This is a genomic window from Streptomyces sp. APSN-46.1 (assembly GCF_022815725.1).
Taxonomy (GTDB): Bacteria; Actinomycetota; Actinomycetes; order Streptomycetales; family Streptomycetaceae; genus Streptomyces.
Window position 1 is genome coordinate 1,409,768 of record NZ_JALGRF010000001.1, and the last position, 14,717, is coordinate 1,424,484.

General features: G+C 73.0%; 14 protein-coding genes, 1 tRNA gene and 1 pseudogene. 3 read left to right on the forward strand and 13 right to left on the reverse strand.

Annotation, left to right across the window (positions count from 1 at the left end; genetic code table 11):
• Positions 1-94: 94 nt before the first annotated feature.
• The 4 genes and pseudogenes from MTF65_RS06330 to MTF65_RS06345 all read right to left on the reverse strand — a co-directional run bounded on the left by MTF65_RS06330 (position 95) and on the right by MTF65_RS06345 (position 4,395).
• Positions 95-2,536: a glycoside hydrolase family 65 protein gene (locus tag MTF65_RS06330; RefSeq protein ID WP_243627186.1), complete on the reverse strand. Its 2,442-nt coding sequence runs from the start codon at positions 2,534-2,536 to the stop codon at positions 95-97.
• On the reverse strand, positions 2,533-3,303 hold the full coding sequence (locus MTF65_RS06335) for an HAD family phosphatase (protein ID WP_243627187.1): 771 nt from the start codon (positions 3,301-3,303) through the stop codon (positions 2,533-2,535). Before MTF65_RS06335 ends, MTF65_RS06330 begins: the two co-directional genes overlap by 4 nt.
• Positions 3,300-3,980 (reverse strand): pyridoxamine 5'-phosphate oxidase family protein, encoded by a 681-nt coding sequence (locus MTF65_RS06340; RefSeq protein ID WP_243627188.1) that lies wholly within the window; start codon positions 3,978-3,980, stop codon positions 3,300-3,302. The genes MTF65_RS06335 and MTF65_RS06340 overlap by 4 nt, the downstream gene beginning before the upstream one ends.
• 22 nt (positions 3,981-4,002) lie before the next feature.
• A pseudogene (locus tag MTF65_RS06345) lies at positions 4,003-4,395 on the reverse strand (hypothetical protein).
• A gap of 16 nt (positions 4,396-4,411) precedes the next feature.
• On the opposite strand from MTF65_RS06345, the gene MTF65_RS06350 reads away from it, so the two are divergent.
• Positions 4,412-4,618 (forward strand): MBL fold metallo-hydrolase, encoded by a 207-nt coding sequence (locus MTF65_RS06350; protein WP_243627189.1) that lies wholly within the window; start codon positions 4,412-4,414, stop codon positions 4,616-4,618.
• 269 nt (positions 4,619-4,887) lie between these two features.
• Here the strand turns inward: MTF65_RS06350 and MTF65_RS06355 are convergent.
• A tRNA-Pro gene (locus MTF65_RS06355) sits at positions 4,888-4,961 on the reverse strand.
• A gap of 94 nt (positions 4,962-5,055) precedes the next feature.
• Between MTF65_RS06355 and MTF65_RS06360 the strand changes: the two genes are divergently transcribed.
• Positions 5,056-5,541 carry a DUF309 domain-containing protein gene (locus MTF65_RS06360; protein WP_243627190.1) on the forward strand — a complete coding sequence of 162 codons (486 nt, stop codon included), beginning with the start codon at positions 5,056-5,058 and terminating at the stop codon, positions 5,539-5,541.
• On the opposite strand, the gene MTF65_RS06365 is transcribed toward MTF65_RS06360, so the two are convergent.
• Genes MTF65_RS06365 through MTF65_RS06380 form a run of 4 tightly spaced genes read right to left on the reverse strand, consistent with a single transcriptional unit; the run spans position 5,538 to position 8,872 of the window.
• The gene (locus MTF65_RS06365) at positions 5,538-5,939 is read right to left on the reverse strand and encodes a VOC family protein (RefSeq protein WP_243627191.1); all 402 of its coding nucleotides are present in this window, start codon (positions 5,937-5,939) and stop codon (positions 5,538-5,540) included. The genes MTF65_RS06360 and MTF65_RS06365 overlap by 4 nt on opposite strands.
• Before the next feature lie 4 nt (positions 5,940-5,943).
• Positions 5,944-6,579 (reverse strand): LUD domain-containing protein, encoded by a 636-nt coding sequence (locus tag MTF65_RS06370; RefSeq protein ID WP_243627192.1) that lies wholly within the window; start codon positions 6,577-6,579, stop codon positions 5,944-5,946.
• The gene (locus MTF65_RS06375; RefSeq protein WP_243627193.1) at positions 6,576-8,120 is read right to left on the reverse strand and encodes a lactate utilization protein B; all 1,545 of its coding nucleotides are present in this window, start codon (positions 8,118-8,120) and stop codon (positions 6,576-6,578) included. The genes MTF65_RS06370 and MTF65_RS06375 overlap by 4 nt, the downstream gene beginning before the upstream one ends.
• Complete coding sequence (locus tag MTF65_RS06380; protein WP_243627194.1) at positions 8,117-8,872, reverse strand: (Fe-S)-binding protein; 756 nt, start codon at positions 8,870-8,872, stop codon at positions 8,117-8,119. The genes MTF65_RS06375 and MTF65_RS06380 overlap by 4 nt, the downstream gene beginning before the upstream one ends.
• An 18-nt stretch (positions 8,873-8,890) precedes the next feature.
• Between MTF65_RS06380 and cobF the strand changes: the two genes are divergently transcribed.
• Positions 8,891-9,643: a precorrin-6A synthase (deacetylating) gene (gene cobF, locus MTF65_RS06385; RefSeq protein ID WP_243627195.1), complete on the forward strand. Its 753-nt coding sequence runs from the start codon at positions 8,891-8,893 to the stop codon at positions 9,641-9,643.
• Between the two features lie 52 nt (positions 9,644-9,695).
• Here cobF and MTF65_RS06390 read toward each other — a convergent pair whose 3' ends face one another.
• The 4 genes from MTF65_RS06390 to MTF65_RS06405 form a co-directional block, all read right to left on the reverse strand.
• A complete protein-coding gene (locus tag MTF65_RS06390) occupies positions 9,696-10,895 on the reverse strand; it encodes an aminotransferase class V-fold PLP-dependent enzyme (RefSeq protein ID WP_243627196.1) in 1,200 nt (399 codons plus the stop codon).
• Between the two features lie 111 nt (positions 10,896-11,006).
• Positions 11,007-11,900: a geranyl diphosphate 2-C-methyltransferase gene (locus MTF65_RS06395; protein ID WP_243627197.1), complete on the reverse strand. Its 894-nt coding sequence runs from the start codon at positions 11,898-11,900 to the stop codon at positions 11,007-11,009.
• 40 nt (positions 11,901-11,940) lie between these two features.
• A complete protein-coding gene (locus MTF65_RS06400) occupies positions 11,941-13,365 on the reverse strand; it encodes a family 2B encapsulin nanocompartment shell protein (RefSeq protein ID WP_243627198.1) in 1,425 nt (474 codons plus the stop codon).
• A complete protein-coding gene (locus MTF65_RS06405) occupies positions 13,362-14,642 on the reverse strand; it encodes a family 2 encapsulin nanocompartment cargo protein terpene cyclase (protein WP_243627199.1) in 1,281 nt (426 codons plus the stop codon). Before MTF65_RS06405 ends, MTF65_RS06400 begins: the two co-directional genes overlap by 4 nt.
• Positions 14,643-14,717: the final 75 nt, after the last annotated feature.

Genomic DNA, 14,717 nt, shown 5'->3' on the forward strand with positions numbered 1-14,717 from the left:
ATGGTGACGGGCCTCCTGGCGGTCGAAGCGGAAGAGGGCTGCGCGGTCGGCGTCCCCGCGGTCGAGGTCGAGGGGGGCGGCGTGGGAAGTCACGTCACGGCGCGGCCGAGGCGTCCAGCCGGAACCAGCGCTGCTCGCCGGCCGGCACGGTCATGAGCCGGCCGCCGGGCAGGTGCAGCGGAAGGGGCTGCGCGGTACGGGAATCCGGCACGGCGATGCCGAGCCTGCCGGGGAGGAGCCGGATGCGGATGCCCCGGTGGCCCAGGCAGTCGACCGTGAAGGTGCAGCGCGGAACCTCCCGCAGCGGGGCGGGGTCGATGCGCAGGCCGTCCGGGCCTGCCTCCAGTCCTGCGATGCCCCGTTCGATGAGGTCGAGGGTGCCGGCCATGGCTCCGAGGTGGATGCCTTCGCCGGTGGTGCCGCCCTGGATGTCCATCACGTCGCCGAGCAGGGCTTCCTCGCAGTACCGCCAGGCGTCGGGGCCCTTCTGGCTGGCGAGGATCCAGCCGTGGACGAGGCTGCTGAGCGTCGATCCGTGGCTCGTGCGCTGTAGGTAGTACGAGACGGTTGCCCGCCAGAGGTCATCGTCGAGCCGGTAGCCGAGCCGGGAGAAGATCTCGTGAAGCTCGGCGGGACGGAAGAGGTAGCCGAGCATGAGGGTGTCGGCCTGCTTCGACGCCTGGTAGCGGTTGACCGTGTCGCCTTCCCATTCCAGGATCCGGTCGAGTCGGCGGATGTCCGTGTAACGGCTGCGGTACGCGTGCCAGTCCAGCTCGGCCAGGTCGCCGTAGCCCTCGAACTGGCTGATGACATCGCCGTGGACGGGGTGGAAGGGGTGGAAGGGTACGTAGAGGCGGCGCGAAACGTCCTCCCAGCGCGTCAGCACTTCTGCCTGGAGGCCGAGCTGCTGCTCAAGCTGGCGCCTGCGCGACGGCGGCAGCTCGGCGGCCAGTTCGAGGCCGCGGGCCAGCACCCATGCGGCGGTGACGTTGGTGTAGGTGTTGTCGTCGATGCCCGGTGTCGCAGCCCCGGGATAGGCGTCGTGGTACTCGTCCGGGCCCAGGACACCGCGGATCCGGTAGCGCTCCCGGTCGGTGTCGTAGTCGGCGACCGCTCCCCAGTAGCGGGCGACGCCCAGGAGCAGTTCGGCGCCGGGCCCGTACAGGAAGCCGGTGTCACCGGTGGTCTGGGCGTATCGCCAGACGTTCCAGGCGATGGCGGAGCCGACGTGGCGCTGGAGGTGCGAGTGGTCGGGCAGCCAGCGGCCGGATCGCGGGTTGAGATGCAGCGTCTGCGTTTCCTCCCGCCCCGAACCGGCGCTCTGCCAGGGGAACATCGCACCCGGCCGACCGGCCCGCCGCGCCGCGCCACGGGCCGCGGGCAGGCGGCGGTGGCGGTACATGAGCACGGAGCGTGCCACCTCGGGGAAGTGCAGGGTGAGGTAGGGCAGGACGAACAGCTCGTCCCAGAAGACGTGGCCCCTGTACGCCTCTCCGTGCAGCCCGCGTGCGGGTACGCCGGCGTCGAGCTCCGCCGTGTGCGGGGAGAGGGTCTGCAGGACGTGGAAGGCGTGCAGGCGCAGGATGCGGCCCGCCTCACCGGGCACCTTCACTTCGCCCTGGCTCCACAGGTGTTCCCAGGCGGCCTTCTGGGAGGCGAGCGTGGTCGCGAAGTCCGGTGCGTGCGTGACGTGTTCGACCGCGGACGCGAGCGGATCGCCGGCGGGGCGGTCCAGAGAGGTGCAAAGGGCTGCGGACTTGAGGACGACGACGGGGTGACCACGGGAGATCGGCAACCGGAAGGTCTGCGCCGTCGCCGCTTTGGTGCAGCTCAGGGCCACGGCGGCAAGCGGCCTGGAGGATGTGCGTACCGCGATGCCGATACGGATGCGGGACGAGAGGGTCTCGCAGGAGAGCCAGGCGACGCCGTCCGCTCCGACGCCGGCGCGGTGGCCGGTGAGGTGGCGCCCGTTCAGGGCCCGGTAGCGCTCGACGCCGGCATTGGTGACGTCGCCGTCGAGGAGGGACTGGATCTCGATGATTCCGCGCCATCCGTACGCGCGGAAGGTGCTCTGCTGGGCGGCGAGGTACGGGTCCGCCATGTCGACGAGCCGGGTGTGGGTGACACCGAGCCGGCGGCCGTCGGCGTCCTGGAAGAGCATGCGGCGCGTGAGGGTGCCCGCGCGCAGGTCCAGCGCGACGTGGTGGTGGCGCAGGCTCGGGTCGTCGGGGGTGAGCCAGTCCCCCGCCGGTCCGGCATCGGGGAGACAGCGGTAGCGCAGGCGGGTCCAGTCGGGGAGGTTGACCATGTCCTCGTTGCCGACCTGCTTGCCCGCGACCTGTGAGGGGAGCCAGTTGTAGCAGCCTGCCGCGTAGGTGCCGGGGTAGTGGACCGCGTCGGCGGGCGATTCGGGGGCGGCTCCGCGCGTGGCGAAGCGGCCGTTGCCGAGGGTGCACAGGGCCTCGACCACCCGCTCGGTCTTCGGGTCGTAGCGGTCGAAGGTCCAGGTCCAGGACCAGGACCGGGAGGTGCTCACGGCCGCGCTCCGGTGACGGCGCCGACGAGGGCGGTGAGGTCAGCGAGTACGACATCCGCGCCGTGGGCCCGCAGGGCCGCCGTGGCGGCGGTGTCGCGCGTCCGGTCGAGGCCGACCACCAGGCCGAAACGGCCGCGCCGGCCTGCCTCCACCCCGGCCAGGGCGTCTTCGACCAGCGCCGCGTCGGCGGGGGCGACGCGCAGCCGCCGTGCCGCTTCGAGGAACAGGGCGGGGTCCGGCTTGCCCGCCAGGGCCAGCCGTTCGGCATCCGTGCCGTCCACCAGTACGTCGACGAGGCCGGCCAGCCCGGTGGCTTCCAGCAAGGGGCGGGCGTGCCGGGACGCCGACGCGGCGGCACACCGCGTCCCCCGTGCCCGCAGTGTCTCCAGAACCCGCCGGACCTCAGGAAAAGCCTGAGGGAAAGCCTGTACGTCTCCCGCCTGGAGCGCTGCCGTGAACGCCTGCTCCTTGCGGGCGGCGACCGCCCACACCGTGTCACAGCCCGGTGGATCCGCGGGAGTGCCCGGCGGCAGCGCGATGCCGCGGGCGGTCAGGAAGGCGAGCGCGCCGGCGAGCCGGGGCTTGCCGTCCACCAGCTCCCGGTACTCCCCTTCCGCGTCGAAGGGGAGCTGCCTGTCCGTACGGGCGTCGGCCGCCCAGGCGTCGAGGCAGCCGTCGAAGGCGGCCTTCCACGCGGCGGCGTGCAGCACAGCGGAGTCGAGCAGCACCCCGTCGGTGTCCAGGACCACGGCGCGCAGCGGATTCACCGCCGCACCACACGGCGGCCTGTGATCCGGGTCGGAGTGACCTTCATCCAGTGCGTGCGCGGTCCACCGGCCCAGGGCAGCGAGTACGCGACGGCATCGAGCCGGGCGAGTTCCCAGGCATCGGTGACGCCTTCCACCTCGCCCACGGCCAGGACGCTCCAGCCCAGCCTGGTGACATCGTCGATGTGGTCGGCCTCGAAGGCCACTTCCGTGCCGGCGGCCCGCGCGAGCACCGCGTCACCGGAGGTCCGGAAGGCGATGTCCCGGCCCGCCACCACGTAGTTGACCGGGAAGATCGCCGGACCCTGCGGGGTGATCACCGCGATCCTCCCGACGCCGTGCGTCGAGAGCAGCCGTCGGCACTCGCCGTCGGACAGCTCGACCAGCTCGGCGTCCAGCGCCGCTGTGCCCCTGCCGGGCGGATGGTCGGTCGTGGCGCCGGTGAGTTCCGCGACGGTCATCCCGAGGGCGTCGGCGATCCGTACGAGGGAGCCGATCGCCGGTGCCGCCGCGTGTTCCTCCAGGTAGGCGACATACGTGGTGTCGGCCCCGCAGCTTTCGCCCAATTCCTTCCGGCTGAGGCCGAGTTCCTCGCGGCGGGTGGCGATGCGCCGCCCGAGGTCGGTGCGTCCGGCCGGCGCCTGCGAGGCGACCGGTCCGGGGCGGGTCCTGTTCATGGGTCCTCATGTCCTCTCGGTGTTACGGCTGCGTGTGCGCGACGGTGATGACGTCGTGCCGGGGTCCGCCGAGCGCCACCTTGAGGGCGCCGGTGTCGCCGGCGCGGGAGAACACGTCGTACGCCTCCTCCATCTGGCCCAGCTCGAAGCGGTGGGTGATCAGCGAGGACGACGGCAGCCGACCGGCGGCACATCTCGAAGGCCTCGGGCACGCCTACGGCCTCGATCACGACGTCCGCCCCAGTACCCAGCCGCCGCCCCCGCGGCACTGGCCGTAATGGCCCTCGCGGCAGAAGCGGCCACAGACGGTGACGGCGTCGACGCGGATGATCGCGTCGGCGGCGTCCTTGATGCCCGGGTCCGGTACGTCCTGCCATGCGGTCTGTCCGGGGCCCTGGAAGACGAGTGCCTTCATGACGTCGGCCTTTCCTGTGTCTCTCCTGGTCGAGAGCGACCGCGCCCGCATCCTTGTCGACTGCGGCCTCTTCCAGGGTTTCGCGGACCTGCGCCGCCGCAACTGGGAGAAGCCCGGCTTAGACGCCTCCGACCTCCACGCGGTGGTCGTCACCCATGCCCACCTGGACCACTGCGGCTACCTGTCGGGCCTGGTCCGGACGGCTTCCGCGGGCCGATCCTGACCACCGCCCCGACCGCCCGCCCCGCCGAGATCGTTCTGCGCGGCAGCGCCCGCCTCCAGGCACGACCACCAGACGGCGCGGCGAAGGCGTGGTCGGGGTGCACTGCCGACTCGAAGGCCCCGAACTCGTCCGACCGTTGTCCCGACGCTACGGGGCCAAGTCCCGCTTCATCAGCAACGCGCGCTCGGCCCACGAGGTGGTCCCCGAAAACGATCAAGGGGCCGTTTCAGATTGCTCTGAAACGGCCCCTGATCTGCGACTCTTTCGAGTCGGGACGACAGGATTTGAACCTGCGACCCCTTGACCCCCAGTCAAGTGCGCTACCAAGCTGCGCCACGTCCCGTTGTGCTTCCGACGTCCCGGCGGCACATGCAGAACATTACCCCACGGCGAGGGGTGTGCATGCACCGGTAATCGGCGGGAGGGAGGATGAGGGGGTGAACGCACGGGATCGGGATGCTGACGGGCGGGCGCGGAGCGCGCGGCCCAGGGACGGGCTGGGGCGGCCGCTGCCGTACGGGGAGGCCGGGGTCGAGCGCCAGCCCGAGGGCATGGTCCGGACGCCCCCGGAGACCGTCCGGGAGGCGCAGCGGCTGCTGGACGGCGGGCTGCCCTTCCACGCCCACGAGGTGTTCGAGGACGCCTGGAAGTCGGGCCCGGAGGCCGAGGCTCCGCTGTGGAAGGGGCTCGCGCAGCTGGCCGTCGGGCTGACGCACGCCGCGCGCGGGAACGCCGTCGGCGGCGCGCGCCTGTTGCGGCGCGGGGCCGGCGCCCTGGCCGAGCGGGGGGACGCGTACGGAATCCACGTGGCGGAGCTGGTCCGGTGGGCCCGGGAACTGGCGGGGCGGGTGGAGGCCGGGGAGCACATCGACGCCGCGGCCGAGGCGCCCCGGCTCACCGGCGGCCCGCCGGACACCCCCTAGACGGCCGGCTGGATGAGGTCCCAGCGGTTGCCGTAGAGGTCCTCGAAGACGGCGACCGAGCCGTACGTCTCGTGGCGCGGCTCCTCCAGGAAGCGGACGCCCTCGGCGGTCATCCGGGCGTGGTCCCCCACGAAATCGTCCGTGTGGAGGAAGAAGCCGACGCGGCCGCCCGTCTGGTCGCCCACGCGGGAGCGCTGGGCGTCGTCCTTGGCGCGGGCCAGCAGGAGGGCCGATGCGGCCGATGCGGAGGCCCCGCGCGGGCGGACCACGACCCAGCGCGAGCCGTCCGGCCGCGGGGTGTCCTCGACGAGGTCGAAGCCGAGGGCCCGGGTGTAGAAGTCGATGGCCTCGTCGTAGTCGTGGACCACGAGGGCGGTGAGGGCGATGTGGGATGGCATGCCCTTATTGTGCGCCGAGGAGGATCACCTCCAGGCTGCGGGGGCCGTGCACTCCCTCCACCCGGTCGAGCTCGATGTCGCTGGTCGCCGAGGGGCCGGAGATCCACGTCAGGGGCCTGGCCGGGTCCAGGAGCGGCAGCGCCCGCGGGACCGAGTCCACCACCTGGTCCGGGACCCGCACCACGCAGATGTGGTGGTCCGGGATCAGCGTGATCCGCCGCCGGCCCTGGCCGGGGCCGCCGTCGAGGACGATCGTGCCGGTCTCCGCGATCGCCAGGGCGCAGCCGGTCACCACGCTGTCCACCGCGTCCAGTTCGTACGGGGTGGACGCGGCCCGGTCCTGGACGCGGACCGGGCCCGCCGCCGGGAGCCAGTACGGGGGCAGCCCGTCCGGTACGAGGAGCGACCGTGCGCCCCGCTCGGCGAGCAACCGCGTCAGCAGCTCCGGGAGGCCGTCCTCGTCGGCCCGGTGCACCTTCGCCCGGTACTCGCTGAGGTGGGCGGCGAGGAGGTCCGCCGTCTCGGCCGGGGTGCGGCTGCCGTGGACCTGGAGGTAGTTCCGCGGGATGTCCCCTTCGAGTCCGGCCTCGGGCCCGACCGCCCGGCGGATCCGGCCCAGGACGCGTTCCCTGCTGCTCATCGGCGTTCCCCCCGGCCCTCGCCAAGGCCCTCGCCAAGGCCCTCTCTCCGGCCCTCCACCCCACCCGCTCCCCGCTCCCGCGTCCACCAGTCGCGGAACGACTCCGCCGGCAGCTCCGGCAGCTCGCGGCTGTCCGTCCACGCCCGCCCGGGCCCCGGCAGCCGGCGCGGCCGCAGCCGTCGGGCCCGGGCCAGCAGCCGCTCCCCCGCGCGCAGCGCGCCCGGGTGGTCGAGCAGCCGTCGGGCGGCCCGCATCGCGGCCCGTTCGGCGGCGTGCCCCCGCGCCGGGCGGATGCGTACGCGGATGCCCTCGCGGGTCACCGGGCCGCCCTGGACCACCCGTTCGCGCAGGTGGACCAGGACCTCCGGGATGTCGATGGCGACCGGGCAGACCTCGTAGCAGGCCCCGCACAGCGTGGAGGCGTAGGGCAGCGAGGCGTCGATCTCGCTGCCGGTGCCCCGGAGTTGGGGGCTGAGGATGGCGCCGATCGGGCCCGGGTAGACCGAGCCGTAGGCGTGGCCGCCCGCGCGCTCGTACACCGGGCAGACGTTGAGGCAGGCGGAGCAGCGGATGCAGCGCAGGGCCTGGCGGCCGACCTCGTCGGCGAGGGTGTCGGTGCGGCCGTTGTCGAGGAGGACGAGGTGGAAGGCGGACGGCCCGTCGCCGTCCGCCCCTCGCGACGGGCCCAGCCCGGTCCACATCGTCGTGTACGGGTTCATCCGCTCGGCCGTCGAGGAGCGCGGCAGGGTCTGGAGGAAGATCTCCAGGTCGCGGAAGGTCGGCACCACCTTCTCGATGCCCACGACCGAGATCAGGGTCTCGGGCAGGGTCAGGCACATCCGGCCGTTGCCCTCGGACTCGAAGACGACCATGGTGCCCGTCTCCGCGACCATGAAGTTGGCGCCGGAGACGGCGACCTTGGCCCGCAGGAACTTCTCGCGCAGGTGCAGGCGCGCCGCCTCGGCGAGTTCGCGCGGGTCGTCGCCGAGGCCGTCCGGGGCCGGGCGGCCCCAACCGCCCATCTCCGCCTGGAAGATGTCCCGGATCTCGGCGCGGTTGCGGTGGATGGCCGGGACCAGGATGTGCGAGGGCCGGTCGTGTCCGAGCTGCACGATGAGCTCGGCGAGGTCGGTCTCGTACGCGGCGATCCCGGCGGCTTCCAGGGCCTCGTTGAGGCCGATCTCCTGGGTGGCCATGGACTTGACCTTGACCACTTCCCGCTCGCCGGTCGCCAGGACCAGGCCGGTCACGATCCGGTTGGCCTCCTCCGCGTCGGCCGCCCAGTGGACCGTGCCGCCCGCCGCCGTCACCGCCTCCTCCAGCTGGATCAGGTAGCGGTCGAGATGGCGCAGGGTGTGGTCCTTGACGGCCTTGCCGGCCGCGCGCAGCCGGTCCCAGTCCGCCAGTTCGGCGACCGCCCGGGCCCGTTTGTCGCGGATGGTGTGCGTGGCGCGGCGGAGGTTGGCGCGCAGTACGTCGTCCCGTACCGCTTCGCGGGCCGCGTCGGGAAACGCGGGCATGCCGAGATCGACACCCGTCATCGCAGCGGTTCCTCCTCCGTGGCGGCCAGGATCTCGGCGAGGTGCAGGGCGCGCAGCGGGGCTCCGGCCCGGCGCAGCAGGCCGTCGAGGTGGGCCAGGCAGGAGTTGTCGGCGCCGCACAGCACCTCCGCGCCCGTGGCCCGGGCGTTGCCGGTCTTGTCGGTGCCCATGGCGGCCGACACGTCCGGGTTCTTGACGGCGAAGGTTCCGCCGAAGCCGCAGCACTCCTCGGCGTCGGGCAGTTCCACCAGCTTCAGTCCCCTGACGGCGGCGAGCAGCCTGCGCGGCCGGTCCCCGAGCCCGAGGCTCCGCAGGCCGTGGCAGGACGGGTGATAGGTGACGGTGTGCGGGAAGTACGCGCCCACGTCGGTCACGCCGAGCACGTCCACCAGGAACTCGGTCAGCTCGTAGACCCTCGGCGCCAGGGATGCCGCGGCCTCGGCGAGCCCCGCGCCCCGGCCCTCGGCCGCCGCCTTCCGGCCGATCCGGGGGTAGTGCTCGCGGATCATCGCGGCGCAGGACCCGGAGGGGGTGACCACGTACGGGTATCCGGCGAAGGCCTCGGCGGTACGTCGTAGCAGCGGTTCGGTCTCGTGCCGGTAGCCCGTGTTGTACTGCGGCTGGCCGCAGCAGCTCTGGCCCGCCGGGAAGTCCACCTCGACGCCGAGCCGCTCCAGCAGACGCACGACGGCGATGCCGGTCCGCGGGTACAGCGCGTCGTTGACGCAGGTGACGAACAGGGCGACACGCATGACGGGCAGAATAGCCGGGTGAAGAAGTTCTCAGTGATCGGCATAGGCGCGGGCGACCCGGACCACCTGACCCTCCAGGCGGTCAAGGCGATCGGTGCCACGGACGCATTCCTCATCCTGGAGAAGGGCGAGGAGAAGGCGGACCTGACCGGGCTGCGGCGCGCGATGCTCGACGAGCACGCCCGCCCCGGCCACCGGCTCGTGGAGGGCCGCGATCCGGACCGCGACCGGACCCCGGCCGACTACGCCCCGACGGTGGACGGCTGGCGCAGCGCGCGCGCCGAGATCTTCGAGCGGTTCATCGCCGAGGATCTGGCGGAGGGAGAGACCGGGGCGTTCCTGGTGTGGGGAGACCCCTCGCTGTACGACTCCACCCTCGCCATCCTCGACGAGGTGCTGGAGCGGGGCCGGGTGGCGTTCGAGCACGAGGTCGTGCCCGGCATCAGCAGCATCTCCTCGCTGCTGGCCCGGCACCGCACCCACCTGAACCGGGTCGGCCGCCCGGTCCAGATCACCACCGGCCGGCGCCTCGCGGAAGGCTGGCCGCGGGACGTGGACGACGTGGTGGTGATGCTGGACGCGCGGCACGCCTTCACCGCCCACCTCGACCAGGACCTGTACATCTACTGGGGGGCCTACGTGGGCACCCCGGACGAGATCCTGGTCTCGGGGAAGCTGGCGGAGGTCGCCGGCCGGATCGAGGAGCTGCGGACCGAGGCCCGCGCCCGCAAGGGCTGGATCATGGACACGTACCTGCTCAGGCGAGGCTGAGCAGGCCGCCCTCGCACCCCGGGGCCGCCGCCCCACCCCGGCGCCGCCGCCCTCACCCCACGTAGGCGGGGAGGGCGGCGGCGAGGCGTTCGTACTCCTCGGGCCGGTTGTAGATCTGGCCGCAGACGCGGATGCCGCCGCCGCCAGGCCAGGGCCAGATCAGCACCCGGACGCGCGAGCGCGCCGCCAGCTCCTCGCGCAGGGCGCGGGCGCCCTCCCGCGTGTCGGCGCATCCGGGCGGCAGCCGCAGGGCGCGCATGGCCAGGCCCTCGGTGTACGGGAGCGGGGTGAGCCCGGGGATCTCGGCGAGCAGGGCCGCTCCGTGGGCGGCGAGGGCGGTGTTGTGCGCCCGTACTTTCGCGGCGTCGAGACGCTCCAGCAGGTCCAGGCCCTCGGGGGCGGCGAGCCAGCCGGTGTAATCGGCGGTGGCGCGGTACTCGACGGAGCGGGGGAAGCCGTGCGCGTCCTCCCAGGAGGGCACCAGCGCCCGGACCCGGCCCCGGTGGCGCGGGCCGACGGCGAGGATCGCGCTGCCGAGCGGGGCGTAGCCCCATTTGTGCAGGTTCCCGAACCAGAAGTCGGCGCCGCCCGCGAGCGGGTCCGCGAGCATGCCGGGGGCGTGGGCGCCGTCGACGACGGTGGTGATCCCGCGGGCGGCGAGATCGGCGAGGAGCGCGGGCGTGGCGATGAGCCGGGCGGTGGGCGAGCTGATGTGGTCGAGGACGGCGACCTTGGTACGAGCTGTGACGCCGGCCAGCACGGCCTCCCGTACGGCGTCCTCGTCGGGCAGCCGCGGGTCCAGCGACACTGTGGTGACGGGGGCCCGGCGGGCGGCGGCCGCCACGACGGTGCCGTAGCCGTGGTCGGTGACCAGGATTTCGTCACCGTCGGCCAGCGGGATGGCGTCCAGCGCGAGGTTGGCGCCTTCCGTGGCGTTGGAGATGAACGCGATCCCGTCGGGCTCGGCCCCCAGGTGCACGGCGATCCGGCCGCGGGCGGCGGCGATCCGCTCGGCCGCGGCGGTGAAGAAGGCGTCCGGGTCCGCGTGCGCCTCGTCGAGCAGCCTGGCCTGGACCTCCTGGACGGGGACCGGAACGGCTCCGAACGAACCGTGGTTGAGGTGGGCGGTACCCGGGTCCAGGCGGAAGAGCCCCGGACCGCCCGGAAACACGGACGGGCCTCTGGCGACGGACGGCGCGGCGGGCGGCGCGGCGGGCGGCGCGCTCTGGGACTCGCTGCTCGGCTGGGTCACGATGCTCCTCCGGGATGCGGTGCGGTGGTCCTCGGAAGCGTGCGGGGTGCCCGCGCGGTCCGGGAGGGCCAATCGCCCCAGAGTGGCCCACCGCACCGGTCCGCCTCCGCCTCACACCCGGTCGGCCGCGATCAGCAGGTATTGGAAGCTGCCGCCCCGGTAGGCGTCGAGGAAGGACTTCTCGATGCCGGTGGCCACGGAGGACCGGGCACGCAGCTCCCAGTACGGGATGGCCGCGGCGGTCAGATCGACCACCGACAGGGGTACCAGGCGGTGGGCGGCGAGCTCCTTGAAGTACGTGCTGCGCGGGTGGATGTCGCAGATGTAGTGGGCGTTGATCTCGCTGACGGCCCTGGAGGGGAGCCCGTACGCGTCGTTGTAGCAGCCGGTGATCGTCACGTAGCGGCCGCCGCGGCGCAGGAGGCGGGAGTGCTCGGCGAACAGCAGCGAGAGTTCGACGTACATCGTGCTCTCGTTGTTCCAGATCGCGCTCATGGATCCGGTCTCGAACCCGGTGTCCAGCATGTTCTTGAAGTGGAAGCGGACCATGTCCTCGACTCCGCGCCGCTTGGCCTGGTCGTTGGCGAAGGCCACCTGGGCCTCGGAGATGGAGATGCCGTCCACCCGGCAGCCGTAGCGGAGGTTGGCGACGAAGCTGCCGCCGCCGCGGCCGCAGCCGGCGTCCAGCACCCGGTCCCCGGGGCCCGGTTCGCCGAGGTGCTCGGCGAGCAGGTCGGCCTGCGCGCATTCGAGGCGGTGCAGTTCGCGGATGACGCGGTCGTGGCGGCCCTCCTCCGGGCCGTCGAGGACGGACCGGTCGGCGTCGCCGATGCCGTAGTGGTGGTGGTAGGTGCCGTCGATCTCGCCGAGGCGGAGATTGACCGGGTTCTTCTCCTGGTTCCAGTAGTCGGCGACGGACCGCTGGTAGCGGCTGGCGAGGACCCCGTCCGCCTCTTCGGCTTCGCGCGTTTCCCGGGCGGCCCGCGTCTCCTGGGAGGTGGTCATGCCGGACTCCGTTCGTGGTGGGGGAAGGGCGGCTCGCGGATCAGGAGCGGGCGGCCGCGATGTTCACGTTCTCCAGGATTCCGATGGCGTCGGGAACGAGGATCGCCGTCGAGTAGTAGGCGCTCACCAGGTAGGACATGATCGACTTTTGGTCGATGCCCATGTAGCGGACGTTCAGGCCGGGTTCGTACTCCTCGGGGATGCCGGTCTGGGTCAGTCCGATGACCCCTTCGCTGTCCTCTCCCGTACGCATCGCGAGGATGGAGCTGGTGTGGCCGCCGGTGATCGGGATCTTGCCGCAGGGCAGGACGGGGACGCCCCGCCAGGCCGGTACGGTCCGCCCCTCGGCCTGGGTGGTGTCGAGGGCGAGTCCGCGTTTGTTGCACTCGCGGAAGAAGGCGGCGATGGTCCTGGGGTGCGCCAGGAAGAACCTGGTGCCGCGCCGCATGCTGAGCAGGTCGTCCATGTCGTCGGGGGTGGGCGGGCCGGACCAGGTGCTGATGCGCTGTTCGTAGGCCGCGTTGTGCAGCAGCCCGAACTCCCGGTTGTTCAGCAGCTCCGATTCCTGCCGCTCGCGCATCGCCTCGACGGTCAGGCGCAGTTGCTGCTCGAACTGGTTCATGGGGTCGTTGTAGAGGTCGGCGACCCGGGTGTGGACCTGGAGGATGGTCTGCGCGAGCGAGAGCTCGTACTCGCGCGGGGTGAGGTCGTAGTCCACGAAGGTGGTGGGCAGGACGGGCTCGCCCTCGTGGCCGGAGGAGAGCTCGATGTCGGCCTCGCCGCGCCGGTTGACGGGGAGGCGGCCGTTCTCCACGTACCGCTCCAGGTGGGCGCGGAGCCCGGCGGAGCGGTCCAGTACCTCCTGGAAGGCGCGCCAGCGCAGCACCATCACGGTCGCGGCGGTGGTGGCCACCACGGAGTAGCCCCAGATCGGTCCGGGCGCGCCGAGGGCGTCGTCGCCGAGCTGGTCGCCGTCCGCGGCGACGCCGAGGAGGTCCATGGCTCCGTACTTGCCCGGGGCCCGCTTCTCGAAGCGGCCGTGGGCGATGACGAAGACCTCCTCGACGGGGGTGCCCGCCTCGACCAGCGTGTCGCCGGCCCGCAGCTGGCGGGGGACGAAACGGGCGGCCAGGTCGGTGAGGACCCGCTCCTCCTGGAAGCCCTTGAGGGTGGGGAGTTCGGCCAGGGTGGGCGCGAGGATCTTCACGTCGTCGGCGCCGGCCTGGACGAAGGAGACCCGGCCGCGGCCGACGGCGTGGCTGAGGCGGCGGTTGACGCGGTAGGTGCCGGCGGTCACGTTCACCCAGGGCAGCATCCGCAGCAGCCAGCGGGAGCTGATGCCCTGCATCTGGGGCGCGGACTTGGTGGTCGTGGCGAGGTTGCGGGCGGCGGCGGTGCTCAGGGCCCGCTGCCGCGCGTCGGCGGCCGCTTCGGTCGGGGGCGCGGTGGATTCGGGTGTGGTCATGCCGGAGTCCCTTCCTGCGTCGGGCCACTGCCGGTGGCCGGCTCGGCGTTGTAGCGGGCGGAGGTGCGGTGCCATGCGAGGTTCCCGCCGAGCCAGGCCCATACGTCGGCCAGGTAGCGGGTCAGCGGCGGGAAGCCGGCCGCGGCGAGCGCGGCTGACTCGTCCTCGAAGGCGTGGACGAGCTCGTCGTGGATGTCGGCGGAGAAGCGGACCGCCTCCTCGCGGGTGCAGCCGTCCTCGGCCGCGATGAGGGCGGGCAGGTTGTAGTTGACGGCCGCGCTCCGGTCCTCGCGGTGCATGGAGTAGAGGTCGTTGACGATGACGCTGGCGGAGGCGGCCTTCAGCAGGGCGCCCCGCACGCGCGGGTCGGCGTAGGTCTCGACGGGCAGTTCGTAGCCCCCGGCCGCGTCGAGCATCACCATCACGGGGATGAAGCTGTTGTCCTGGCGGACGGCCAGGAACTCCTGGACCGAGGGCGTGCGGCCGGTGACGCGCCAGCCCGCCTCGGCGGTGTAGCCGGAGAAGAGCGCGGCCATCTCGTGGCGGTAGCGGGTGATCTGGGACCAGCTGGCGTACTGCTTCAGGTGCGCGGCGCTGGAGCGGAAGGCCACGAGGACCGGGTCGGCGCGCATGGTCTCTTCGAGGCCGGGTGCGTAGCGGGCGGGGAGGTAGGCCGGGTCGATGGCGGCATGGGCGAGGGAGAGGTTGGTGGCGATGCGCAGCGGGTCGGCGCCGGTGGAGTCGTCGTCGCAGTAGTAGTCGTCGGAGGCCCACTGGGCGAGGGTGCACTTGGCGGGGGCGAGCAGCCGGTCGGGGTCGTGGACGTGGGCGAAGGACAGCATGAAGTACCGGCCGAGGGAGAGCGCGCGTACGTCGTCGAGCCGGCCCTCGTAGAGGCCGGTCCGCTCGGCCCAGGCGATGAGCCGGTCGTCGATCTCGCGGGCGAGGGCCTCGTCCTCGCGCAGGGGCGGCGGGCAGTACAGCTCGGGCACCGCCGCCCCGCTCCCCCCGGCGCCGCTCGCGTCGGGCCGGGAGGCGGCCGGGCGGTGGGGCCGGGAGGGGGGCGGGACCCGGAGGGAGGCGGTGCCGAAGCCGACGGGGCCACCGCGCAGCCGCTCCAGCAGCACGGCGCGGGACGGCCCCGACGGCCGGTCCGGGGGCGGAGCGGGAGCCGGGGATGGAGCCGGGGCCGAGAGTGGGGCGAGGGCCGGAGCGGGGGCGGAGGGCGGAGCGAGGGCTGGCGGAGCGGGGGCGGAAGTGGGCGAGTACTTCTGCATGGCAACGACAGTGCGGCGCGGGCCCGGGCACCGGTACCCGCGGCGGCACCGCCCGTGTTGAAAATCCCGCGGAGT